Origin of the sequence: Methylorubrum sp. POS3, assembly GCF_043352485.1 — a bacterium.
GTDB classification, from domain to species: domain Bacteria; phylum Pseudomonadota; class Alphaproteobacteria; order Rhizobiales; family Beijerinckiaceae; genus Methylobacterium; species Methylobacterium suomiense.
The window spans coordinates 4,865,629-4,889,928 of sequence record NZ_JAPRBT010000001.1; the positions used below are offsets into that span (position 1 = coordinate 4,865,629).

General features: G+C 67.1%; 23 protein-coding genes and 1 tRNA gene. 11 read left to right on the forward strand and 13 right to left on the reverse strand.

Annotation, left to right across the window (positions count from 1 at the left end; all coding sequences use genetic code 11):
* Positions 1-347: 347 nt before the first annotated feature.
* On the forward strand, positions 348-860 hold the full coding sequence (locus tag OWC43_RS22655) for a hypothetical protein (RefSeq protein WP_238307650.1): 513 nt from the start codon (positions 348-350) through the stop codon (positions 858-860).
* 103 nt (positions 861-963) lie between these two features.
* Entirely contained in the window at positions 964-1,128 is a 165-nt protein-coding gene (locus tag OWC43_RS22660) for a hypothetical protein (protein ID WP_171015496.1), read from the forward strand.
* 168 nt (positions 1,129-1,296) lie between these two features.
* Here OWC43_RS22660 and OWC43_RS22665 read toward each other — a convergent pair whose 3' ends face one another.
* A complete protein-coding gene (locus OWC43_RS22665) occupies positions 1,297-1,737 on the reverse strand; it encodes a VOC family protein (RefSeq protein ID WP_393958413.1) in 441 nt (146 codons plus the stop codon).
* Between the two features lie 155 nt (positions 1,738-1,892).
* Here OWC43_RS22665 and pepN point away from each other — a divergent pair, with 155 nt between their 5' ends.
* Both pepN and OWC43_RS22675 read left to right on the forward strand, forming a co-directional pair.
* Entirely contained in the window at positions 1,893-4,538 is a 2,646-nt protein-coding gene (gene pepN / locus OWC43_RS22670; RefSeq protein ID WP_393958414.1) for an aminopeptidase N, read from the forward strand.
* A 185-nt stretch (positions 4,539-4,723) separates the two neighbouring features.
* Positions 4,724-7,165 carry a PAS domain-containing sensor histidine kinase gene (locus OWC43_RS22675; RefSeq protein WP_393958415.1) on the forward strand — a complete coding sequence of 814 codons (2,442 nt, stop codon included), beginning with the start codon at positions 4,724-4,726 and terminating at the stop codon, positions 7,163-7,165.
* A 91-nt stretch (positions 7,166-7,256) separates the two neighbouring features.
* Here OWC43_RS22675 and OWC43_RS22680 read toward each other — a convergent pair whose 3' ends face one another.
* From OWC43_RS22680 to OWC43_RS22690, 3 genes are all read right to left on the reverse strand, one after another.
* On the reverse strand, positions 7,257-7,502 hold the full coding sequence (locus tag OWC43_RS22680; RefSeq protein ID WP_393958416.1) for a DUF6894 family protein: 246 nt from the start codon (positions 7,500-7,502) through the stop codon (positions 7,257-7,259).
* Between the two features lie 168 nt (positions 7,503-7,670).
* A complete protein-coding gene (gene zwf / locus OWC43_RS22685; protein ID WP_137830158.1) occupies positions 7,671-9,149 on the reverse strand; it encodes a glucose-6-phosphate dehydrogenase in 1,479 nt (492 codons plus the stop codon).
* 188 nt (positions 9,150-9,337) lie between these two features.
* Positions 9,338-9,724: a PilZ domain-containing protein gene (locus OWC43_RS22690; RefSeq protein ID WP_393958417.1), complete on the reverse strand. Its 387-nt coding sequence runs from the start codon at positions 9,722-9,724 to the stop codon at positions 9,338-9,340.
* A gap of 308 nt (positions 9,725-10,032) precedes the next feature.
* Here OWC43_RS22690 and OWC43_RS22695 point away from each other — a divergent pair, with 308 nt between their 5' ends.
* A complete protein-coding gene (locus OWC43_RS22695; RefSeq protein ID WP_238307646.1) occupies positions 10,033-10,194 on the forward strand; it encodes a hypothetical protein in 162 nt (53 codons plus the stop codon).
* A gap of 55 nt (positions 10,195-10,249) precedes the next feature.
* On the opposite strand, the gene cutA is transcribed toward OWC43_RS22695, so the two are convergent.
* Complete coding sequence (gene cutA / locus OWC43_RS22700; protein ID WP_393958418.1) at positions 10,250-10,576, reverse strand: divalent-cation tolerance protein CutA; 327 nt, start codon at positions 10,574-10,576, stop codon at positions 10,250-10,252.
* 101 nt (positions 10,577-10,677) lie between these two features.
* Between cutA and OWC43_RS22705 the strand changes: the two genes are divergently transcribed.
* Positions 10,678-11,448, forward strand: coding sequence for an NAD kinase (locus OWC43_RS22705; RefSeq protein WP_137830155.1), 771 nt, complete (start codon positions 10,678-10,680; stop codon positions 11,446-11,448).
* A 45-nt stretch (positions 11,449-11,493) separates the two neighbouring features.
* On the opposite strand, the gene mltG is transcribed toward OWC43_RS22705, so the two are convergent.
* The 5 genes from mltG to fabD all read right to left on the reverse strand — a co-directional run bounded on the left by mltG (position 11,494) and on the right by fabD (position 16,646).
* Positions 11,494-12,903, reverse strand: a complete 1,410-nt coding sequence (gene mltG, locus OWC43_RS22710) for an endolytic transglycosylase MltG (protein ID WP_137830154.1) — start codon at positions 12,901-12,903, stop codon at positions 11,494-11,496.
* A gap of 179 nt (positions 12,904-13,082) precedes the next feature.
* A complete protein-coding gene (gene fabF / locus OWC43_RS22715) occupies positions 13,083-14,345 on the reverse strand; it encodes a beta-ketoacyl-ACP synthase II (RefSeq protein ID WP_393958419.1) in 1,263 nt (420 codons plus the stop codon).
* A 109-nt stretch (positions 14,346-14,454) separates the two neighbouring features.
* On the reverse strand, positions 14,455-14,691 hold the full coding sequence (locus OWC43_RS22720) for an acyl carrier protein (RefSeq protein ID WP_003599981.1): 237 nt from the start codon (positions 14,689-14,691) through the stop codon (positions 14,455-14,457).
* A 260-nt stretch (positions 14,692-14,951) separates the two neighbouring features.
* A complete protein-coding gene (gene fabG / locus OWC43_RS22725; RefSeq protein ID WP_393958420.1) occupies positions 14,952-15,692 on the reverse strand; it encodes a 3-oxoacyl-[acyl-carrier-protein] reductase in 741 nt (246 codons plus the stop codon).
* A 21-nt stretch (positions 15,693-15,713) separates the two neighbouring features.
* Positions 15,714-16,646, reverse strand: coding sequence for an ACP S-malonyltransferase (gene fabD, locus OWC43_RS22730; RefSeq protein WP_393958421.1), 933 nt, complete (start codon positions 16,644-16,646; stop codon positions 15,714-15,716).
* 229 nt (positions 16,647-16,875) lie between these two features.
* On the opposite strand from fabD, the gene OWC43_RS22735 reads away from it, so the two are divergent.
* Entirely contained in the window at positions 16,876-17,205 is a 330-nt protein-coding gene (locus OWC43_RS22735; RefSeq protein ID WP_393958422.1) for a hypothetical protein, read from the forward strand.
* A 90-nt stretch (positions 17,206-17,295) separates the two neighbouring features.
* Here the strand turns inward: OWC43_RS22735 and OWC43_RS22740 are convergent.
* Positions 17,296-17,369, reverse strand: a tRNA-Gly gene (locus OWC43_RS22740).
* Between the two features lie 184 nt (positions 17,370-17,553).
* On the opposite strand from OWC43_RS22740, the gene OWC43_RS22745 reads away from it, so the two are divergent.
* The 3 genes from OWC43_RS22745 to OWC43_RS22755 all read left to right on the forward strand — a co-directional run bounded on the left by OWC43_RS22745 (position 17,554) and on the right by OWC43_RS22755 (position 21,395).
* Complete coding sequence (locus tag OWC43_RS22745) at positions 17,554-18,627, forward strand: ABC transporter ATP-binding protein (protein WP_393958624.1); 1,074 nt, start codon at positions 17,554-17,556, stop codon at positions 18,625-18,627.
* A 96-nt stretch (positions 18,628-18,723) separates the two neighbouring features.
* Positions 18,724-19,749: an extracellular solute-binding protein gene (locus OWC43_RS22750; protein ID WP_393958423.1), complete on the forward strand. Its 1,026-nt coding sequence runs from the start codon at positions 18,724-18,726 to the stop codon at positions 19,747-19,749.
* 14 nt (positions 19,750-19,763) lie between these two features.
* A complete protein-coding gene (locus OWC43_RS22755) occupies positions 19,764-21,395 on the forward strand; it encodes an ABC transporter permease (protein ID WP_393958424.1) in 1,632 nt (543 codons plus the stop codon).
* Positions 21,396-21,812: 417 nt separating this feature from the next.
* Here the strand turns inward: OWC43_RS22755 and OWC43_RS22760 are convergent, their stop codons facing one another.
* Positions 21,813-22,082, reverse strand: coding sequence for a hypothetical protein (locus OWC43_RS22760; protein WP_393958625.1), 270 nt, complete (start codon positions 22,080-22,082; stop codon positions 21,813-21,815).
* A gap of 321 nt (positions 22,083-22,403) precedes the next feature.
* Positions 22,404-23,132, reverse strand: a complete 729-nt coding sequence (locus tag OWC43_RS22765) for a sulfate transporter family protein (protein ID WP_393958425.1) — start codon at positions 23,130-23,132, stop codon at positions 22,404-22,406.
* A gap of 145 nt (positions 23,133-23,277) precedes the next feature.
* Between OWC43_RS22765 and OWC43_RS22770 the strand changes: the two genes are divergently transcribed.
* Positions 23,278-24,231, forward strand: a complete 954-nt coding sequence (locus tag OWC43_RS22770; RefSeq protein WP_393958426.1) for a Kelch repeat-containing protein — start codon at positions 23,278-23,280, stop codon at positions 24,229-24,231.
* Positions 24,232-24,300 lie beyond the last annotated feature (69 nt).

The following is a 24,300-nucleotide window of genomic DNA, read 5'->3' on the forward strand; positions in this document are numbered from 1 at the left end:
AGAATTGTTTTGCATTGCAAAATAGTCAGTCAACCGCCGCTCCAACCAGCACGGAAGAGCACCAAAACTGAGAAAAAACTTGCAACCAAGGATACGGCGTGCTTTTGATTTCGCCTGTCGGCCGCAGCTTTTGGAACGACGAGACACCGCGAAGTCGAGCGTTTGCCGTGTTGTAGAATCTCCGTTTGCGGGATTCACGGCGCGATGACGCGATGGTGTGCGGATGCCACCGGGACATCGGTCCATCCGCCCTGCCTGGACGATCTCCGTCCGGTGGGCCTCGGAGGCCGGGACAGTGAGGAAGCGTCATGCTGGCAGCGGGCATGACGGCATGAAGGGGAGCACGGATGGTGAGAGACGATTTCGCCTACGATTTCGACGCCCCCGATTCGGATTGGAACTACGAACCGTCGCGGGCCGACCTGTTCCGGCAGGTCAGCGCGCCGCTCTACACCACCGATGTCCAGGGCTGGCTGACCTACTACAACGACGCGGCGGCGGAGTTGTGGGGGTTTCGGCCGATCCTCGGCAAGGCACGGTGGTGTGGCGCGTGGCGCCTCTACGACACGGACGGGCTGGAGCTGCCCCACGATCGTTGCGCGCTGGCGATCGCCCTGCGCGAAGGCGCGGCTCTCCGTGGCGCACAGGCGGTTCTGGAAAGACCGGACGGGAACCGGGCCGCCTTCATGCCCTATCCGACCCTGCTGCGTGACAGGACCGGCATGCTGGTCGGCGGTTCGAACATTCTGCTGAAAATCGAGCGGGCACCGCGACGCAACGTGGCAACCCGCGGTGGCGGGGCCGGACTGCGGGTCGCGTCGAATGCCCGCCCTGCTCGTTTTGCAGGCATGCACGGATAATCGGCGCGAGCGTTGTCACCGCATCGTCGGCGATCCACCTCGATCCAGACCGGTGCATCGTCCGGACCGTACCGGTGTCACGTCGAACGACAGGAGAACGCCGATGTCGATCGAAACGAACTGGAGCCTCGACGCCGTCCAGAGCCTGCGCACCATGGCGCGCGAGGGCGTCTCGGTTTCCGTCATCAGCCTGCGGTTGAAGCGGCCGGTCGAGGCCGTGAGTGCCAAACTCACGGAACTCGGCATCACGCCCAAGGTGGAAGCCTGATTGGTCCTTCCGTCCGAGATCAGGCTTTGAGCCTAGACCCTCTCCCCGCACGCGGAGAGAGGGAGCGAGCGGAGTCGCATTCGCCGCGCGATCGACCGAACCGACGCTCGGCGCTCAGACATGAGCGACCGGCTGCAACGCCGTCCGTCCGAGAGCGGAGCGCGGCAACTACCACGTTCCCGTATTCTCCATCGACGCCCACGGTTCCTGCTGCGGCTTGGCCGGTCCCTTCTGCAGGATCTCGATCGAGATACCGTCCGGCGAGCGGACGAAAGCCATATGCCCATCCCGCGGGGGACGGTTGATGGTGATCCCCGCGTTCTTCAGCTTCTCGCAGAACGCGTAGATGTCTTCGACCTGATAGGCGAGGTGGCCAAAATTGCGCCCACCCGAATAGTCCTCCGGGTCCCAATTGTAGGTCAGTTCGACCATCGGCGACTTTTCCGACTTCGCGCGATCGACGTCACCGGGGGCGGCGAGAAAGACGAGGGTGAAACGTCCCTTCTCATTCTCGATGCGCCGAACCTCCTTGAGTCCGAACGCGTCGACGTAGAAGGCCAGCGCTCGATCGAGATCGGCCACGCGGACCATCGTGTGCAGGTATTCCATGGCGGCTCCGGAGGCGTTGTCGTGAGGATGGCGCCTATCTGGCCCAGGGCGTGACAGCGTCAACGGGGGCGCCGGCATCGGGCAGACGAGGTTTCGGCGGCGGCGAAAAGTTCTAGAAGACGGGACGAAGCCCTGGCCGAGCCCCGTACGAATCCATGCGCACCGACACGCCCCAGACTGTCCGCCTGGAGGATTATCGCCCGAGCGACCACCTGATCGACCGCGTCGAGCTCGACGTCCGCCTCGATCCCCACGACACCCGCGTGACCGCCCGCCTCGCGATCCGGCCGAACCCCGCCGGACGGCCGGGCGCCCCCCTCGTCCTCGACGGGGACGATCTGCGGCTCCTCGCCCTCGACCTCGACGGACAATCGCTCGCCCCCGCCGCCTTCCGCGTGGCCCCCTCGGCCCTGACCCTGCCGGAACCGCCGCAGCGGCCCTTCACCCTCACCATCGAGACGCGCCTCGATCCGACCGCCAACACGAAACTGATGGGGCTCTATCGCTCGAACGGCGTCTACTGCACCCAATGCGAGGCCGACGGTTTCCGGCGGATCACCTATTTCCTCGATCGGCCCGACGTGATGTCGATCTACACGACCCGGATCGAGGCGGAGGAAGCCGCGGCCCCCGTGCTTCTCGGCAACGGCAATCCGGTCGAGGCGGGCCGCATCGAGGGGACCGGGCGTCACTTCGCTGTCTGGCACGACCCGCACCCGAAGCCCGCCTATCTCTTCGCCCTCGTCGGCGGACGGCTCGACCGGGTGTCGAGCACCTTCACCACCATGGACGGACGGGCGGTCGAGCTCGCGGTCTATGTCGAGCCGGGCAAGGGCGACCGGGCCGCCTACGCGCTCGACGCGGTCGAGCGATCCATGGCCTGGGACGAGCGGACCTTCGGCCGCGCCTACGATCTCGATGTGTTCAACGTCGTCGCCGTGTCCGATTTCAACATGGGCGCGATGGAGAACAAGGGCCTCAACATCTTCAACGACAAGTACGTTCTGGCCTCGCCCGACACGGCGACCGATGCCGACTACGCCGCCATCGAGGCGATCATCGCCCATGAATATTTCCACAATTGGTCGGGCAATCGCGTCACCTGCCGCGACTGGTTCCAGCTCTGCCTGAAGGAAGGCCTCACGGTCTTCCGCGACCAGGAATTCTCGTCCGACATGCGCTCGCGCGATGTCCACCGCATCGGCGAGGTGCGCACCCTGCGCGCCCGCCAGTTCCCGGAGGATGCGGGCCCGCTGGCCCATCCGGTGCGGCCGAAGCGCTATGCCGAGATCAACAACTTCTACACGGCCACCGTCTACGAGAAGGGCGCCGAGATCGTGCGGATGCTGCGCACGCTCATCGGCGAACGCGCCTTCCGCGCCGGCATGGATCGCTACTTCGCGGAGAATGACGGGACAGCGGCGACCGTCGAAGACTTCCTCCGCGCCTTCGAGGCGGAGACGGGTCGCGATCTGTCACGGTTCGCGGAATGGTACGAGCGCCCCGGCACGCCACGAGTCGCCATCTCTGGTCATTACGATGCGGGCGCGCAGACCTACAGCCTCGCGCTGCGCCAGACTCGCCCCGGAGCCGGAAGCGACGCGCCCCCGGTCGTCATCCCGATCCGCCTCGGATTGATTGGCCAGGACGGCCCCCTCGACGATGCCCGTTCTCCACGGGTGACGGACGGCGTGTTCGTCTTGGATCGATGGGACGATGTCCTGACCATCGAGAACGTCGCCACCGCCCCGGTGCCCTCCCTGTTTCGCGGCTTCTCGGCCCCGGTACGGGTCGATATGGCGATGGACGATACGGAGCGCCTCACGCTGCTTCGTCACGACACCGATGGTTTCAATCGCTGGGAGGCAGCCCAGCGCGTCGCCGCGCGGCTGATGATCGGCGCCCTGCGCGGAGAAGCGACCGCGGCGGGGTCCGACGCCTTCGCGGCGGCGCTCGGCTCCTTCCTCGACGCGCGCGCCCTGGCCGATCCCGCCTTCGCCGCCCTGGTTCTGTCTCTGCCGAGCGAGAGCGATCTCGCCGATGACATCGGCAGTGAGATCGACCCCGATGCGATCCACGCGGCGCGGTACGACCTGCGCGCCCGCCTCGGCACCGCGCTTACGGATCGGCTGCACGCCCTGCGGGACGCCTTAGCCGAACCTGCCGGCACGCCGTTCTCACCCGACGCCGCCTCCGCCGGACGCCGGGCCCTGCGCAATGCAGCCCTCGATCTGATCGCGGCGGCGGACCCGACCGGAGGCGCCGCCTGTGCCGACGCGCAGATCCACTCGGCCGGCAACATGACCGACCGGCTTGCCGGCCTCTCCACCCTCGCCCTCCTGCCGGGGGAGACCCGAGAAGCCGCCTTCGCCGCCTTTGCGGAACGATACGTCGACGAGCCCCTCGTGCTCGACAAATGGTTCGCGATCCAGGCGATGATTCCGGAGGACGGCACCGTCGAGCGCGTGCGCCGCCTCCAGGAACACCCGGCCTTCGCGATGACCAACCCGAACCGCGTCCGCGCTCTCGTCGGCAGCTTCGCCCTGGCCAACCCGACCCAGTTCAACCGGAGAGACGGGGCCGGCTTCACCCTGGTCGCCGACACCGTTCTGGCCCTCGATCGCGCCAATCCGCAGATCGCGGCGCGGCTGATGACGGCGTTCGGATCGTGGCGCCGCCTCGAGCCCGTGCGGCGCGGTATGGCCGAGTCTGCCCTGCGTCGCATCCTTGCCACGCCCGGCCTCTCTCGTGACGTCACCGACATTGCCGGGCGGAGCCTCGGCGAATCAGTAACCGCCTGACGCAGAACGCATTTCGAGAATCGGTATCCTCGGCGCAGGGACTCCGATCGCGGCTTTCGTCAACGCCCTCCCCCAAATTGGGCGTGGACAAACAGCCCCTCCGAATGCTCAATATGAATACGATTCGAGAGCAGCCGGTACGGCACCGACCGGGTCGGATTCAGTCTGAAACGCGAGGTTCCGATATGCCGGGGGCGGTTTCCGCGTCCCTGTCCGCGCGTGCGCGCGCGGACACGATTCTCGGGGTCCAGCGTCCCACCGGAACCGCGCAGGTCCGCCTCGTGCAGGCGGAAGTCTGGCTGCGCTATGCCCTGCCGGCGCTTCTTCTCGTCTTTCTGCTCGGCTTCGGCACGCTGTCGGCCCTGCAGTTGCGCGGGCCCTACGAGGCGGCGATCGCGGCCGCCCAACGGGAGGTCGAAACGTTCGCTCGGCTGGCGGCCTCCCTCCCATCGCAACACATCGGAGTGCCTCCGGATCAAGGCCTGCCGCTGCATCTCCTGCCGGTGGGCGGACGCCTCCTCGTGATCGACGGCGCCGGCGCGATCCGTTCCGCCCATCCGGCCCTGCCGCACGGGACGGATTCGTTCGGGGCCCTCCTCGCCAGCGGCGACCCCCTCGCCATTCTCGGGGCGAGCACCGGCGCCATGACCGTGGGCCTGCATGGCGGCGGGCAGGCCATCGCCGCCGTGATGCGACGTCCCGGATCCGATCTGCAGATCGCCGTGATCCTGCCGCTGGCCCCGATCGATGCCGCGTGGTGGCGCTCGTTCTGGAGCCACGCCGTGGTGCTCTGCGCCGTCACCCTCATGCTGACGGGCATCGCCGCCGCCTACATCATCCAGACCCGCCGGGCCCGGGCAGCCGACCAAGTCTGCGACCTCGTCCGGCAACGCCTCGACACGGCCCTGGGCCGAGGACGCTGCGGACTGTGGGACTGGGACATCGCCCGCGGAACGATCTTCTGGTCCGACTCGATGTATGTCCTGCTCGGCTACACGCCGGAGAAGGATCTTCTGTCGTTCGGCGACGTGAACGCCCTCCTTCATCCCGATGACGGCGACCTTTATCAGCTGGCCCACCAGTTGGCCGCGAGCCACGCCACCCTCGACCACGAGTTCCGCATCCGTGACGCGTCCGGGGGATGGATTTGGCTGCGCACCCGCGCCGAGGTCGTCGAGGATAGCGCCGATGGCAGCCGCCACCTCGTGGGCATCGCCATGGATGTCACGGATCAGCGTCGCCTCGCCGAGACCAATGCCACCGCCGATATGCGCCTGCGCGACGCGGTCGAAGCGGTCTCCGAGGCGTTCGTTCTCTGGGACTCCGGCAACCGCTTGGTTCTCTGCAATTCCAAGTTCCGCGATCTTCACGCCCTCAGCAGCGACGATGCGGTGCCGGGTCGGCGCTATGACGAGATCATGGGTCAAGGTGCGCTGCCCCCGGTACGCCGGGGCATTCCCGGACCGGAGCGCGGCCCGGCCCGCACCTTCGAACTCGAACTGACCGATGGCCGCTGGCTTCAGGTCAGCGAGCGGCGCACCAAGGATGGCGGCTACGTGTCGGTCGGGACCGACATCACCAGCCTCAAGCGGCATCAGGAGCAGCTCGTCGCCTCGGAGCGCGAGCTGATCGAGACGGTCAAGGATCTCAAGCGCTCCCGCCGCACCCTCGAACTCCAGACGCAGCAGCTCGCCGACTTGGCCGAGCGTCATCTGGATCAGAAAGCCCAGGCCGAGATCGCGAACCAAGCGAAATCCGAGTTCCTGGCCAATATGAGCCACGAGCTGCGCACGCCGCTCAACGCCATCATGGGCTTCGCCGAATTGATGGAGAGTGAGGTCTACGGAACCCTGGGCTCGCCGCGCTACGGGGATTATTGCCGCGATATCCAGCAGAGTGGGACCTACCTGCTCTCCGTGATCGACGACATCCTGCACATGTCGCGGATCGAGGCGAAGCGCGTGAAGCTGGTTCCCCGCGAGATCGCCCTCGATGCCGCGATCTCGGCGGCCGTGGTGATGGTCGCCAAGGAAGCGGCCAGCAAATCGGTGACGATCCATATCGAGGTGCCGGCCAGCCTCCGGGTCTTCGCCGACGAGCGCGCTCTGCAACAGATCCTGCTCAACATCATCCAGAACGCCGTGAAGTTCACGCCGGAGGGCGGTCGGGTCGGGCTGCGCGGGCGCCCCTGCGGGGCCTTCGTGCACCTGTTCGTCACCGATACCGGCATCGGCATTCCGAAATCGGCCATCACCAAGCTCGGGCGGCCGTTCGAGCAGGTCGAGACCAATCTGACCCGGAGCTACAAGGGTTCCGGCCTCGGCCTCGCCATCGCCCGTTCCACCGCCGAACTGCATGGGGGCGGTCTGCGCATACGGTCCGAGGAAGGCCAAGGCACGATCGTGCTCGTACGCCTTCCCCAGCCCACACCGAAAGACGGCGTGACGGTGATGCCTGAGCCGCAGCGCGAGCTGTCGCGTCCGCAAGACCGAAGCCGCGCCACAAGCCGCCCCGGCGAGCCGATCCATGGGCTCACCGGGCCGCTGTTCGGGTCGGGGTCGATGCCGTCGGGCCCTCCCCGCGGCGCCATGAGCCGACCCGTCAGGGAACTCGCTTACTTCGTCTGACTCACGCGACCGACGGCACGTGCCCGCGCACTGCTTCACGAACGGTTCGCAGACCGGGCGTCGCTCTCTTGAGGTTCATAGCGCAGGGCTCTCAGCCGGGATGCGCCAAGAGCCATGCCGCCCGCACCGACAATTCCGTCCGGTAGACAGGCATCCCGGCTTCGTCGCGGGCGGTCACGGACATTTGCCGCTCGTCATGGGCCAAGACCTCGAAGCGGGCGATATCGAGGAGCGTCCGCATCGCCAAGGACGCCACCGCCTCGTCCCCGTCGAGTTCCGTCCCCTCCTCATCGACCGTGAGACCCCCGTTCTCGACGTCGAAGAAATACCGCGACATGTCACTCGAATCCCGACCCCGACATTGTCCTGAGATAACCGGGATGGGCCTTCGGGTTTCCGCCGCCTCTGCAATCCAGCCGCTCAGTCGGCGAGGCGGCTGCGCGCACCGCGATGTCGAGCGACGCGCCGCCCCGGGACGAGGCGAACCGCGTCGTTCGTTTCTTCGTCAGGGCAGTTCCTCGTGCCAAGTGCGCCCGTCGCGCTCGATCAGGGCAATGGCGGCGGTCGGTCCCCAGCTTCCGGCCGCGTAGGGGCGCGGTGGTTCGGGCCGGTCGGCCCAGGCCTTGAGCAACGTATCGGCCCAGGCCCAGGCGACCTCGACCTCGTCGCGGCGCATGAACAGGGTGGCGTTGCCGCGGACGACATCCATCAAGAGGCGCTCATAGGCATCGGGATAGCGCTGCTTGAAGGTCTCCTCGAAGGAAATGTCGAGGTTGGTCGGGCGCAGACGCATGCCGCCGGGCCCCGGATCCTTCGTCATCACTTCGAGCTTCATCCCCTCCTCCGGCTGGAGCCGGATGACGAGGCGGTTCGGCTCGCGGCCGAACGCCTCGGACGGAAAGATCGAGAAGGGCGAGGCGCGAAACTGCACCACGATCTCGGAATGCTTTTTCGGCAGGCGCTTGCCGGTGCGCACGTAGAAGGGGACGCCGGCCCAGCGCCAGCTCTGCACTTCGAGCTTCAGGGCGACGAAGGTCTCGGTCCGGCTCGGGGGATGATCGCCGAGATCGCTCTGGTAGCCCGCCACCGGCTGGCCGCCGACGGCCCCCGCAGCGTATTGCCCGCGCACGGTCACGCTCTGCACATCGGCGGCGGTGATCGGTTTGAGGGCGCGCAGCACCTTCAGCTTCTCGTCGCGCACGGAATCGGCGTCCAGAGAGATCGGGCTCTCCATGGCGGTGAGACAGAGGAGTTGCAGAATATGGTTCTGCACCATGTCCCGCAGCGCTCCTGAGGTATCGTAATAGCCGCCACGACCCTCGACGCCGACGGTTTCGCCGACGGTGATCTGCACGTGATCGATCACGTCGGCGTTCCACAGCCGTTCGAAGATCGTGTTGGCGAACCGCAGAGCCAGCAGGTTCTGGACCGTCTCCTTGCCGAGGTAATGATCGATCCGGAAGATCTGGCTTTCCGGGAAGACGGCACCCACCGCGTCGTTGATGGCGCGGGCGGATTTGAGATCCTTGCCGATCGGCTTCTCCAGCACGACGCGGCTCTTCTCGCCGATCAAGCCGTAGCGGTCGAGATTCCGGCAGATCGCTCCGTAGAGATCGGGCGAGGTGGCGAGGTAGAACGGACGGATCCGGTCCGGCCGCTCGTCGAGCAATCCCTTCAGATCACTCCACCCGTCATCGCCCAGCGCATCGATCGCCACGTAGAACAGGTGGTCGAGAAAGCCCTGAAGCTTGACCTCGTCGAGGTCGCCGGCCGGAACGTAGCGCTTGAGCGCGTCGCGGGCCCGCTCGCGGAAGACCTCGGTGCTGATCTCGGTTCGCGAGGCGCCGATGATGCGGCTCGATTCCGGGATCTGCGCGTCGCGGAAGCGCTGATAGAGGGCAGGTAGCAGCTTGCGCTGCGTCAGGTCCCCGGTGGCGCCGAAGACGACGTAGTCGAAGGACGAGACGGGGATGATGGTGGCCAAGCACGGCTCCCATGGTTCGCGCGGACGGGCTCCTTCCGACCGCGGCGTCTGGCCGGAGGGTTATCGGTCGCGGGCGGAGGAATGCAAAGGCCTGGCCGAAACGGATCGGCCGCCCGGAAGCGCGGCTTGAGGCGAATCGGGAAATTTCCCGAAAGGCCTGCGACCATCCTCGCTGGCCACTCGCCGAATCACTCGCCGAGAAAGCGGCGGGATCGGGTACCGATCGAGCTGTAATCGGGCTTCGTCGTCTCGACCGGCGCTGTTGGCTCCGCGGCGGGAGGCAATTTGGCGATCCGGTCGATATGGACGCCGGCATAATTGCCGCGACGCCAAGCGAGTGTCACCCGCATGACGAAGTCGCGGCCAAGGATTTTCAGCATGAAGGCCGACGGCAGATCCCAACTGCTGGGTACGCCGAGCTTGGCGCCGGATTTTGAGATGTCCTTGACGTTGCAGGGAATCTCGGTGCCGTCGAACAGCCGGATCATCGCGATCCAATTGGTCGAGGTCCGTGTCTCACGGCGCTGCACCAGCCCCTTCGGGTCGGCATTCACCTCCGAAGCGTGCTCCGCCATGGAGGGATGAGGAGCGTCCTGGCTAAGATGATCCGGCATCGAGCGGTTCGCATCGCCTTTGTCGGGAAATGCATATTGGCAAAGTGTTTCCACAAAGTTGTAAGGCGCTCACTAACATTTGGATTGCTTACCGCCCCCCGGCTTCTCCGGCGCTCGCCTCCGCACTCGGTTAGGCAACTCATCTTGCGTCGCAACATCAAAACGCTGCGACACACAAAGCATTCAGAGCTTGCAAGTTGAGAATGACTGATTAACGTGGTCTCCGTTCCGACGCGTTCGAAGTTCAGCCCCAGGCAGGGAGTGGTCCCATGTCCGAGCATATACGCGTGAAACCAACCCAGGACGGCACCTACACGGTCTATCGCGGTGCCCTCGCCCTCGTTTCTGGCCTCACCCGGCTGCAAGCCGAACGTTACGAGGCCAGCATCGCCGGGCGGCCGCGCACGGCAACGGCGATCGTCGCCGGCTAAGCCGTCTCACTACTGGATCGTCGAGGGCGCGGCGCCGCTGAGGGCCGCGCCCTTCTCATGTCCGGCCGGATGTCTCCTCCCGAATCCAGGCGGCGGTGTCCGGGTCGGCGCCCGCGACCGGCAGATGGAGGATGATCGGCGTCTCGTAGGGATGACGCTCCTTGAGAGCGGCTCCGAGTGCCTCCGCCAGCCCTTCGCGACTCTTCAGAATGGCGACGACCTCCGTCGCCCGCTCGACCGTTCCTTTCCAGGAATAGACCGACTGCATGTCGGGCAACACGTTCACGCAGGCCACCAAGCGGGCGCGCACCAAGGCTTCGCCGATGGAGAGCGCCGTCGCGGCATCAGGAAAGGTCGTGTAGACGAGGAGCGGTCGCTCCATGCTATGGCTCTCCTGCAGCAGGTCGGCGCCAAGCAGTGCGCCATCCGGATCCCCAGTGGAGCCGGTGCGGCCTGTATCCGTCAACGGGGCTGACCGAACCGATGCCGCGGCGCTTTTCACGGATCGCCTTCGTGGCGAGCCCCACGCCGGAAGCGCGGGAGGCGGCCGAGGCGCTCATGCGCCGCTACGATCACGTTCCGCCGGAGGAGGCCGATGTGGTCGTGGCCCTCGGTGGCGACGGCCTGATGCTGCAGGTCCTCCACCGATTCATGAACGATCCGAAGCCGATCTACGGCATGAATCGCGGCACGGTCGGCTTCCTCATGAACGAATTTCGGGAGGACGCCCTGCTGGAGCGGCTGGAGGCGACCAAGCGCTCGACGATCCACCCCATGACCATGGTGGCGACCGATACCGAAGGGCGCAGCCATACGGCGCGGGCGATCAACGAAGTCTACATGCTGCGCCAGACGCACCAGACGGCCAAGCTCAAGGTTTCGGTGGACGACCATGTCCGCCTGCCCGAACTCATCGCCGACGGTATCCTGGCGGCGACTCCGGCGGGCTCGACCGCCTACAATCTCTCGGTCGGCGGGCCGATCCTGCCGCTGAACGCCCAGCTCATGGCGCTGACCCCGATCTCAGCCTTCCGCCCCCGGCGCTGGCGCGGAGCCCTTCTCCCGAACCACGCGCGAGTGCGCATCGACGTGATCGACGCCACCTACCGTCCCGTGGCGGCCGTCGCCGACCACACGGAGTTTCGCCGGGTCTGCACCGTCGAAACCTGGCTCGACCATGCCACCAGCCTCGTCCTGCTGCACGACCCCGGTCATAGCCTCGAAGAACGCATCCTGCGCGAGCAGTTCGGCTAAGGGAGCTGCCCCCGGTACGAGGCCGGCGTCACTCGAAGGGTTTGCTCACGGATTGCGCAGAACCGGTACGGTCTTGGGCGAACCAAGATCGTAAGTCTTGTTGCGCAGGGGATCGAGGCGCGTGCCCTCGGACGCATCGAAGGCCTTCGAGCGCTGGCCGCCGTTGTTGCCGTCGACGGTCGCGCCGTCGAGGGCGAACGCCGAATTGGTGCCCGGCGGCGCATAGGCCGAGGCGCGACCGGGCGTCCCCGCCGGCTGGTTCGCATTCGGCTCGGCGCTGTTCGGATCGACCTTGTCGACGCTGCCCGCATCCGGCTGCGGCGCCTGCTGGCGCGCGCGCTCCACCTGCCGCCAGCGCGTCACGTTGCGTTGGTGACCCTCCAGCGAATCGGCGAAGGCGTGGCCGCCGGTGCCGTCGGCGACGAAGTAGAGGTCCTTGGTGCGCGACGGATTGGCGACCGCTTCCAAGGCCGCCCGGCCCGGATTGGCGATCGGCCCCGGCGGCAGGCCCTCGATCACGTAGGTGTTGTAGGGCGTCGGACGGTCGATCTCCGAACGGAGAATACCGCGGCCCAAAGTGCCGCGCCCCCCGACGAGGCCGTAGACGATGGTCGGGTCGGATTGCAGCTTCATCCGCTTCATCAGGCGATTGACGAAGACGCCGGCCACCCGCGGGCGCTCGTCGGCGCGCCCCGTCTCCTTCTCGACGATGGAGGCCAATGTCACCATCTCGGCCGGTGTCTTGACCGGCACGTCGGGACTGCGGCGCTGCCAGATCTGATTGAGCACCTCGCGCTGCTTGGCGCGCATGAGATTGACGATCTGTTGGCGGGTGGCACCGCGCTCGAACTTGTAGGTATCGGGCAGGAGGGAGCCTTCCGGCGGCGTCTCGGAAATTTCGCCGGAAAGGACATCGTTCTCGTTGAGCCTTCCCACGATCTGCTCCGAGGTCAGCCCCTCGGGGAACGTGATGGCGTGCTGGACCTGCCGGCCGTTCGCCAGGGTGTCGATCGCGTCGCGAACGCTGGCATGGGCCTTGAAGACGTATTCACCATGCTTGAGCGGACCCTTGCCACCGAAGCGCGCGGCCAACTCGAACAGGTTCGGATGCTCGATCACGCCCTCGCGGGCGAGAAGCTGCGCGATCTCGGAGGTGCCGCTGCGGCTCGGGATCACCACGACCTTGTCGGCCTGGAGGGGGCCGGGCTCGCCGGCCTGCCGATTGAACAGCGTGACCACCACCATCGCGCCCAAGGCGGCGATAACGGCCAAGGTCAGGAAGCCGCTCACCGCGGACAGAAGCCCGCCGCGACGGCGCTCGGGCTTTTCGGGCGGGGGCGGAGCGACCGTGGGCTTCAGTGCCTCGCTCGGGCTGAGCGGAGACAGGCGGTTGGGCAGAGACGGCTCGTCCTGGGCGGGCGGCGGCGAGGGCGGCGCTTGTCGTCTGCGGAACATCGGGACCCTGCTGCGAGTCGCACGCGACCCCGTTTCGGGATCGTCGCCGGACATCCGGGAGCCAATGAAGCTCACGGCCGGCCGCGCGTGTCGAGCCGGACCCTTATGCTGTTTTGTGGCGAAATGGCGTTAACGCGGCAACCGCGCCCACGAAAGCGGGCCCGAAGCCCGCTCGCGCCTCAGTCCACCCGGCGCATCAGCAGCGACGCGTTGGTGCCGCCGAAGCCGAAGGAGTTCGACAGGACGGTATCGACACGCTTGCGCTTGGCCTCGTGCGGAATCAGGTCGATGGCCGTTTCCACCGAAGGATTGTCGAGATTCAGAGTCGGCGGCATCACGCCGTCGCGGATCGCCAGGACGGAGAAGATCGCCTCCACCGCTCCGGCGGCCCCGAGCAGGTGGCCGATGGCGGATTTGGTCGAGGACATCGAGGCCTTCGAGGCGGCGTCGCCGAGGAGCCGCTCGACGGCCTTCAGCTCGAGCTCGTCGCCGAGCGGCGTCGAGGTGCCGTGGGCGTTGATGTAATCGATCTCGGACGGGTGGATGCCGGCCCGCTTCACCGCCGCCGTCATGCATCGGAAGCCGCCGTCGCCGTCCGGGGCAGGCGAGGTGATGTGATAGGCATCGCCCGACAGGCCGTAGCCGATCACCTCGGCGTAGATCTTCGCGCCGCGTGCCTTGGCGTGCTCGTATTCCTCCAGCACGACGACGCCGGCGCCCTCGCCCATGACGAAGCCGTCGCGGTCACGGTCGTAGGGGCGCGAAGCCTTGGTCGGCTGGTCGTTGAAGCCGGTGGAGAGCGCCCGGCAGGCGGCAAATCCCGCGAGGGAGAGCCGGTTCACGGGAGCCTCGGTGCCGCCGGCCACCATGACGTCAGCATCGCCCAGGGCGATCAGCCGCGAGGCGTCGCCGATGGCATGCGCGCCGGTGGAGCAGGCGGTGACGACCGCATGGTTCGGGCCCTTGAGCCCGTGCTGGATCGAGACCTGGCCCGAGGCGAGGTTGATGATGCGGCCTGGAATGAAGAACGGTGAGATGCGCCGCGGACCCTTCTCGTGGAGGGTGACGGAGGCGTCGTAGATGGTGCCGATGCCGCCGATGCCGGAGCCGATCAGGACGCCGGTGGCCTCCTGGTCCTTGTCCGATTTCGGGTGCCAATCGGCGTCGTCGAGCGCTTGGCCTGCGGCGGCCATGGCGTAGACGATGAACGGATCAACCTTGCGCTGCTCCTTCACCTCCATCCACTGATCGGGATTGTAGGTGCCGTTGGTGCCGTCGCCGAAGGGCAGCGTGCAGGCGATGCGGCAGGCGAGGTCGTCGGTCTGGAAGGACGTGACCTGGGACGCGCCGCTATCGCCGGCGATGAGCCGGCTCCAGGTGTGTTCGACGCCGCCTCCCAACGGCGTGACCATGCCCAGCCCCGTAATCACCACCCGACGCATCGCACGTTCCCGATCGATCCGCTGACCCGGCCCTGCGGCCGGGGCTCCGTTGCCTCAAATGGAATCGGCGTGCGGGGTCGAAAGACCCCGCCCGCACGAGGACGCCTGATCAGGCCGAGTTCTTTTCCAGGAACTTGATCGCGTCGCCGACCGTCTGAATGGTCTCGGCGGCGTCGTCCGGGATCTCGACGTTGAACTCCTCCTCGAACGCCATCACCAGCTCGACAGTGTCGAGGCTGTCGGCGCCGAGATCGTCGATGAAGTTGGAGGCCTCGGTGACCTTCTCCGGCTCGACGCCCAGGTGCTCGACGACGATCTTCTTCACGCGCTCGGCGATATCGCTCATCGTTGTTGGTCCTCGTCTTCTCGATCGTGGTGGTGTGTGCTTTGACGAAAGCGCCGTGGCCGCCTTCCCGCTTGGGGGATTTTTAAAGAACGGCCGTTGTTCGATCACGCGTGGTTTGGAAAGCCGCAACCCGCTGAACCGTCAACTCCCCTGCACGGCTGAGCCGGGTGTTAACACAGGGTTTCTGCGCTGGCGAGTGGCGGTTCAGAAAGCGTTCAGAGGCGTGGTTTTTTGGTCAGAAACCATGTCTGTGGACGCGCTCAATACATGGCCATACCACCGTTGACGTGGAGGGTCTGACCGGTGACGTAGGCCGCTTCGTCCGACGCCAAGTAGACGGCGGCGGCGGCGATCTCCGCACCCGTGCCGAGACGGCCGGCGGGCACGCGGGTCAGGATGGTCTCGCGCTGCTTCTCGTTGAGCGCATCGGTCATGGCCGATGCGATGAAGCCCGGCGCGATGCAATTCACGGTGATGTTGCGGGTGGCCACCTCGGCCGCGAGGGCCTTGGTCATGCCGACGAGGCCCGCCTTCGCCGCCGCGTAATTGCCCTGGCCCGGATTGCCGGTGGCACCGACGACCGAACCGATGCCGATGATGCGGCCATGGCGACGCTTCATCATGCCCCGAAGCGCGGCGCGCGACAGCCGAAAGGCGGCGGTGAGGTTGACGTTGAGAACCGCCTCCCACTCCTCGTCCTTCATCCGCATGAAGAGGTTGTCGCGGGTGATGCCGGCATTGTTGACCAAAATGTCGAGCCCGCCGAGGGCCGATTCGGCCGCGGGAAGCAACGCCTCGACCGCATCCTTGTCGGCGAGATTCGCCTCCACCACGGCAACGCGCTCGCCACCGAGTTCCGCCGCGAGTTCGTCGAGCACGGCCTTGCGCGTGCCGGACAGGGCGACATGCGCTCCCTGAGCATGCAGGGCCCGGGCGATGGCGCCACCGAGCCCGCCGGTCGCGCCGGTGACGAGGGCCTTGCGGCCGGTGAGGTCGAACATGGGGCTCCCCTCGGGATTTGATCAGGCGTAGGCGGCGACATCGTCGGGCGTACCGACGGCGCTTGCCGTGGCGCCCGGCGCGATCCGCTTGACGAGGCCACTCAGCACCTTACCGGCGCCGAGTTCGTAGAAACGGTCGACGCCCGCCTCTGCCATGGCGGCGACGCTCTCGCTCCAGCGTACGGTGCCGGTGACCTGAACCACCAAGGCTTCGCGGATCGCCGCCGGCTCGGTCAGTGGCCCGGCGGTGACGTTGGCATAGACCGGCACGATCGGGGCCTTCAGCGCCACGTCGGCGAGTGCCGCCTTCATGGTCTCGGCCGCGGGGGCCATCAGGGCGCAGTGGAACGGGGCGGAAACGTTGAGGAGCACGGCCCGGCGCACACCGCGGGACTGCGCCAGCGCCATCGCCCGATCCACCGCCTCCTTGTGGCCCGACAGCACGACTTGGCCGGCGCCGTTGTCGTTGGCGACGCCGCAGACCATTCCCTCGGCAGCTTCCTCGGCGATGGAGCGGGCGGTCTCGAGATCGGGTCCGAGCAGGGCGGCCATAGCACCGATGCCGGGTGCGACCGCCTTCTGCATCGCCTGTCCGCGGATGCGCAGAAGGCGAGCGGCGTCGGCGATGGAAAACGCACCGGCGGCGGCGAGGGCCGAATATTCGCCGAGCGAGTGGCCGGCGACGAAGGCCGCGTCGCGGGCGAGGTCGAGGCCGCGCTCGGCTTCGAGCGTGCGCAGGACCGCGAGACTCGCCGCCATCAGCGCCGGCTGAGCATTGGCGGTGAGGGTCAGTTCGTCGGCGGGGCCTTCGAACATCAGACGGGAGAGGTTCTGGCCGAGCGCCTCGTCCACCTCCTCGAAGACCGCGCGCGCGGCCGGGGAGGTCTCGGCGAGCGCCTTGCCCATGCCGACTGCTTGGCTGCCCTGCCCCGGAAAGATGAAGGCCCGCGTCATGACGCTCCGTCGCCCCTGCCGTCACTCGCCGGTCCGAGGCGGGCGCCCCGGCGGCTAAAGGTGCGGCGGACTGGCATCGCCGAAAGCGGGTGTCAACAATGCAACGCACAAGACCGAAGGTTCCGCCAATCATTCGGCCGACTGCGCAGGCCGGAACGGTTCGGCTCGAACCGGCCGTGATTCCGCACGTTGCTCCAGAATCCCCGTCGCTTGCGGGAGCCGTTCGATCATGTTCCGAACCCCCTTTCCCCAGGAAGCGGTCGGGCGCGCGCACAGCCTGATCGGAGCCTACGCGAGCGCTCAGGTCGGGCTCGCGGGTCTCTCGCGGGACTTTCTCTCGGAACTCGGCCCGACCCTCGACCGCCTCGGCCCGATGGGCATCCCGTATCTGCGCGCCCTAGGATCCGATCTTGAGAAGCGGACGCGGGAGGCCCGCGGGACCGCACCGATCTTCATCGATCGGCTGACCGATCCGATGCTGGACCGCAGGCTCATCGCCTCGCGCGCCCTGCTCGATACGGTCCGAACCGAAGCGCAGGCCCGCGGCTTGCTGCTCTAAGTCGTTTCGCAGCTACTGGGGTTTTTCGTCCCTTGGATCGCGTTCTGCGGCCGAACGGGATGGGCCGACGCGAGGATCACAAAGGCGGAATGGAGCGGGTGAAGGGAATCGAACCCTCGTATTCAGCTTGGAAGGCTGCTGCTCTACCATTGAGCTACACCCGCATGAGGGGCCGGATATCACGGGGCGCGGGCTTTGAGAAGATCGCCCCCGCCCCGTCTTCGACCCATTCGCCTCCCCTCGCATACGCGTCGGGATGACGGGGGCGGGTTGGGGCGTTCTCCGTAAAGTCGCGGCACGACCGGGGCGCACGATGTCCAGCGGAGTGTCGGATTGTCCGGTCGCGGTATGACGGAGGAGCGGGCTCTCGAGACACCGCGATTGGCCGTGGAGGCGGTGAGCCGGCGCTATGGCCGCGCCCTCGCTCTCGACGGCGTCTCCCTGACACTCGATGCCGGCGAGATCCTCGCCGTGCTCGGTGATTCCGGATGCGGCAAGAGCACCCTGTTGCGACTGATCGCTGGTCTTGATGAGCCGGATGCGGGCGAGATCAGGATCGATGGCCGCCCCGTTGCCGGGAATGGTCGCTCGGTGCCGCCGGAGGCGCGCGGCGTCGGGCTGATGTTTCAGGACTACGCCCTGTTTCCTCATCTCACCGTCCTGGCCAATGTTCGCTTCGGCCTGCGCCGCCTCGACCGCGCCGAGGGGCGGCGCGTCGCCCTGGAGCGGCTTGCCGAAGTCGGTCTGGCCGATAAGGCGGAGTGTTACCCGGGCACCCTGTCCGGTGGAGAGGCGCAGCGGGTGGCGCTGGCCCGCGCACTCGCGCCGCGCCCGCGGGTTCTCCTTCTCGACGAACCGTTCTCGAATCTCGATGCGGGGACCCGCGATCGGGTCCGGGCCGACACCGTGTCGGTTCTCCGGCAGGCGGGGGCCAGCGCCATCCTGGTGACGCACGATGCGGCGGAGGCGGTCGAGGTGGCCGACCGCATCGCCCTGATGCGTCAGGGTCGCCTGCTCCAGTGTGGAACGGCGGAGACGCTCTACCGCTCTCCCGAAAGCCCTGCCGCCGCGCGCGCGCTCGGCGCCATCGTCGAGATTCCCGGGCACGCCGTCGGGGGCGGTATCGAGACGCCCCTCGGCTCCCTGCCCCGGCCCTCCCGGATCGGCGAAGGCGCCGTGCGGGTCTGCCTGCGGCCGGAGGCGATCCGAATCGGGCCCGTCGGCGAGGGCCGTCCGTCCCGAGTCCTGCGCCGGACCTTCGCCGGTTCGGCCCTCCGCCTGGAGCTCGCCGTCGAAGGCCTCGATCGATCGTTGCAGGTCACCCTACCGGCCGATGCCGAGCCGACGGACATCGTCGGCATCAGCCTCGTGGCGGACAGAACCCTGGTGTTCGGCGATCGGGCCAGAACCGACGATGCCTAAAGTATATTTAGAATAAATATAAACAAATCTGCCTTGCCGGATAGTCAATCCATGTATAACACCCGGCTCGTCTCGACGAACCGGGGGAATCTTTACATGTCGCGCCTGCATAATGCCGGATGTTTTGCCTGCATAGGTTGGGCAATGATGCTTGCCGGCGCCGCGCAGGCTGCAGAGGTCAATCTCTATACGACCCGCGAACCGGGCCTGATCCGACCGTTGCTCGACGCCTACACCGCGAAGAGCGGGGTGAAGGTCAACACGGTGTTCGTCGAGAAGGGCTTGGCCGAGCGCGTCGCGGCGGAGGGCCCCCGGTCCAGCGCCGACGTCGTCATGACCGTCGATATCGGCAATCTGATCGAGCTGGTCGACCGTGATCTCGCCCAGCCGGTCCGTTCCGCGACCCTCGAATCGGCGGTGCCGGCGACCCTTCGCGACGCGGAGGGACGCTGGTTCGGCCTCTCCATGCGCGCGCGCGTGCTCTACGCCGACAAGGACTTGGCGGATCTCAAAGCCGCCACCTACGAATCGCTCGCCGATCCGGCCTGGAAGGGCAAGATCTGCATCCGCCCCGGTCAGCACCCCTACAACACCGCGTTGATCTCCGCCTTCCTGCTCCGCCATGGCCCGGACAAGACGGAAGCTTGGCTCAGGGGCGTGAAGGCCAATCTTGCGCGCAAGGCCACGGGCGGGGATCGGGATGTCGCCCGCGACATCGCCGCCGATCTCTGCGAGATCGGCCTCGCCAACTCCTACTATGTCGGACTGATGCGCTCCGGCCGCGGCGGGCCTGATCAGCAGAAATGGGGAGACGCGATCAAGGTCGTGCTACCGACCTTCGAGAACGGCGGCACCCACGTCAACGTCTCGGGCGCCATCGTCGCCAAGCATGCGCCGAACCGCGAGGAAGCGGTCAAGCTTCTGGAATATCTCGTCTCGGACGAAGCCCAGGCGCTCTATGCCAAGACGGATTACGAGTACCCCGTGAAGCCCGGGGCCGCGGTGGATCCGCTGCTGTCCGCGTTCGGGACGCTCAGCATCGACACGACGTCGCTGGTCGAGATCGCCCGGAACCGCAAGGCGGCGAGCCTTCTCGTCGACAAGGTGGGTTTCGACAACTGAACCCCGCTCCCACGATGTCGGCCGCGCGTGGCTTGGGCTGGGCGGCAGCCCTGGCGCTCGCAGCGCTCTTGCTGTCGCCCGTCCTCTCGCTGATGGCGACGGCGGTCGATGGCACGGGCGAACTCTGGCCGCATCTCGCCGCCTACGTGCTGCCGCAGGCGATCCGGGATACGGCTCTTGTTCTCGGGGGCGTCGGGCTCCTCGTGATCGGCCTCGGCACAGGGACGGCGTGGCTCGTCTCGGCCTTCGAGTTTCCCGGTCGGCGCTGGCTCGATGCCGCGCTGCTGCTGCCCCTGGCGGTGCCGACCTATGTCGTGGCCTATGCCTATCTCGACCTGATGCATCCGCTCGGCCCGATACAGAGCGGCTTGCGGGCCATGCTGGGACTAGCCAGCCCGCGCGACCTCGTTCTGCCGGACCTGCGCTCCCTGCCCGGCTGCATCCTGCTCCTCGGGTTCGTCCTCTATCCCTACGTCTATCTGCCGACGCGGGCCCTGTTCCTGATGCGGGCCGGCAGCCTGCTTGAGGCAGCGCGCATGCTCGGCGCCGGGCCGGGCCGCACCTTCCTGCGCGTGGCGCTTCCGCTCGCCCGGCCGGCCGTGGCGCTCGGCACCGGGCTCGCCCTGATGGAGGCCCTCAACGATGTCGGCGCCGCGGAATTCCTGGGTGTCCGCACGTTGACGGTGCAGGTCTACGCGACCTGGGTGAACCGATCCGACCTGCCCGGTGCAGCGCAGATCGCCCTAATGATGCTGACCGGCGTCCTGCTGCTCGTCGGCCTGGAACGGTTCGCCCGCGGCGGGCGCGGCTTTGCCGGTTCGGGACAGCGGGAGCGGATGTCGGCGCGGCGGCGGCTCCGGGGCGGTCGAGCCATCGCGGCCCTCATGCTAGGAGGCCTCCCCGTGCTCGTCGGCTTCCTGCTGCCCGCAGGCCATCTCGTGGTCTCGGCGTGGCAACGCATCCGAGGCGCGGGATTGCCCGACACGCTTCTGGCGGAGGCCGGCAACACCGTCTTGTATGCAAGCGCCGCCACGCTGCTGACCGTCGTCGCCGGCCTGCTGATCGCGGCGGCACCCGGCCTGCTCGGGCGCCGATCGGGGGCCGCAATGATCCGCATCGCGGCTCTCGGCTACGCCATGCCGGGCACCGTGCTCGCGGTCGGCCTGCTCACGCCCCTGGCGCTGCTCGATTCCGGAATGGCGGCCCTGACGGGCTCCCCCTTGGCCCTCGTCGGGCTCGGGACGGGCGGCGCCCTGGTGCTCGGTTACGGGATGCGGTTCCTGACCGTATCGGTGGGGGCGACGGAGGCTGGGCTCGCGCGCATCCCGCGCACGATTCCCGATGCGGCCCGAGTCCTTGGACGGGGGCCGGTTGCCACGCTTCTCACCGTGCAGATGCCGCTGGCTTGGCCCGCGCTCCTGAGCGGAGCCTTGCTGGCCTTCGTGGATATCGCCAAGGAGCTGCCGCTGACATTGCTCCTGCGTCCGCTGAATGTCGAAACCTTGAGCACGCATCTCTATGGAGAGGCGGCGCGCGGCACCTACGAGGACGGTGCCGCCGCCGCGCTCCTGATCGTGGGGATCGGTCTTCTACCGGTCATCCTCCTGCTTCGGCTCGACCGCGATGCGGTCTTCCGTCGGGGATGAGCGGCCAGTGGCCGTGATGCGCCCGATCAGAGGCCCATCAGCACGCTGACCGAACCGACGGCCGTCACGATAAGGCCACAGGCGAACACGGCGATCATGGCGTAGGAAATGGGCTTCAGCTGCATCTTCGATCGACTCCTGGATTCTCGAGATCGGGTTTCTGGGTTTCGATGGCGTCCGCAGATCGCTCTGGACCCGAGCCGGACGGCCCTAGGTCCTGAGGCACAATGCGGGCCGCTACGGGGTTCGATCCATCACAACGCCGTGACATCGGATCAACCCGGTGAACCGGGAAAAATTTCGGAAGATCAGTTCCCCTTGCGGAGTGATTTCGGCTGATATAACGCCAGCCGAAACCACAATCTTGCAGTATTTTTCGTCCCTATCGGCCCGCTTTGATCAAGCGCGCCGTCGGGGTCAGCAGCGCGTACCGCCCGAAGTCTGGCCATACTGTTTGACCGGAAAGTGCTGCTGATTGGCATTGCCCTCCGCGGCCGAACTCATCGGGCAACGGGTGAACTTCGGGTCGTCGTGAACACCCAGCGGCCCCGTCACTTCCGGATGGGAGATCGTGACGGGCACCTTCCGCTCCAACGGAGCGGCCGTGCCAATGGCCAAGGCGGAAGAAACCGGAGCGGTAACGCCGAGCAAAACGGCGGCAACAACGGCGGTGACTCGCGTCTTCATAGGGTGTTCATACTCCTTCTGCAGCACATCCCTCGTAACGGGTCTGTTTCTCTTTGCTGACACCGAATATAGGGATCGACATGCCTCTTGGATGTGTCGACACGCACGCAACCAATCGGATTAAAGGCGCGAGCGATCTTCAGCACAATCGTTCACGAGACGCCGCGTTGCCTCGAAGGCTGGCAACGCGGAGGATCTCACCTTGCGGCTTCCCACCCGGTGGATCGTGATTGCGAGGATCGATCGCCGTGCGCCGCGAGACCGGCGCCGCGCTCCGACCATCGCATCCCGAATGATAACACCGCCGGACGGACCGGGCGCTCAGGGTCCGTGGGGAAGGCGAGCGTTCGGACCGGCCGGACCGGAGAGGAGCGTCTTGCGCTCGAGTCCCTTGTGGAGATGGACCATCAGCGCCACGCCGAAGAGCGGGGTGACGAGGTTGACGATCGGGACCACCATCAACCCGGCGAGCAGGCAGCCAGCGAGGATCACCGTGACGCTGAAATGCTCGCGCATGGCCCGCGCCTCGGGCAGAGGCCGGAAGCGGCCTGCGGCGAGTTCGAAATACTCGCGGCCCAGCAGGTAGGCATTGGCGCCGAAGAACGCGATGAGGTTCACCCCCGGCACGAAGACGAGGATCAGCGCGACGAGGTTCACCGCGAGAGCGAGCCCGGCGAAGCGCGCCGCCGACCACATCGCGGCGCCGAAGGGCAGCGCGCGACCGGTTGGCTCGCTGGGGAAATCGGTCCGCTCGACGATCTCGGCCACATCGTCGAGGAAGAAGCCTGCCACGAGGATCGAGACCGCCGGCATGACATAGGCGAGGGCCACGAACAGTCCGGCGCCGGCCAGGAAATAGGCCAGCGTGTCGAGGAAGGGATAATCCGCCGAGATGTGGTGGCTCGCCTGGAAGGCCTGGATCAGGCGGGTGAGTCCGAACCACACCGCGATCAGCAGCCCGATCGTGAGCGCCAAGGACTTGAGGAGGATGCCGCGCAGCGCAGGGGAAAGCACCTGGCGCAGAGCCGCGGCAGCGGCCTTGATGAGCATCGCGCCGAAAGTCCCCCGATCCACTGACCCGTGCCCGCCTCGCCGGGTTTCTCGCCGCAACGGCCCGCTGGCGCAAGCCCCGACAACGCCCGGCCCCCTCCGGCCCTTTGCCGCGTTGTTGCGGCACAGACGCCGGAGACCCGACATGACCCGACGCCCCCTCCCCTGCCTGATCCTGCTCGGTCTCCTCTCGGCCGCGAGCCCGGTGACCGCCCATGAAGTCGGCGCCTGGGCCGGTGCCAGTTCGGCCCCCGCCGAGCGCTCGGAGGTCGCCGTCGCGGCCCTGGACGGCAAGGCCTACGTGATCGGCGACTACAATGGCGCCACGGAACTGCTGATCTACGACCTTGCCACCGACGCATGGAGCAAGGGCGCGGCTTTCCCCTATCCGGTCCACCACACCATGGCGGCGGAATGCGACGGCAAAATCTTCGTATTCGGTGGTTACGTGAACGGCTGGGAGGCCAGCGAGAAGGCTTGGTCCTACGATCCACGCAAGAATGTCTGGGAACGGCGCGCGGATCTGCCGACGCCGCGGGCGGCGGGCGGCGCGACGCCGCTGGGCGACAAGATCCATGTCGTCGGTGGCAGCGGCTCGGGCCGAATCAACGTCGCGACTCACGAGATCTACGATCCGGCAACCGATTCCTGGGCCAGCGCCGCACCGCTCCCGGCACCGCGCGATCACTTGGCGGTTCAAACGGTCGAGGGCCGCATCATCGCGACGGGTGGACGGATCGACGGCGATTCGAGCCGGAATCTCACGATCAATCAGGTCTATGATCCCGCCACCGACCGCTGGAGCGATGCCGCTCCCTTGCCGACGGCGCGCAGCGGCGTCGCATCGGCGGTGCTCGGCCGCGAAGTCTTCGTGATCGGTGGCGAGTCCAAGGTGAAGACCTACGACGAGGTCGAGGCCTTCGACCTGCCGGCCAATCTCTGGCGCGCCCTCGCCCGCCTCCCGACGGCCCGCCACGGCTTCGGTGCCGTGACCTATGGCGGGCGCATCTACACCCTGACCGGCAGCCCGCGACCGGGGGGCGACCGATCCGGCACGGTGGAAGTGCTCGATCCGAAGGGGTCCGCACCGGGACGCTGAGGAAGCGAGCCGTGACCCCTTTCGTCTTCGATTTTCTTCGCGCGGACGGGATCGAGCACCGCTTGTTGC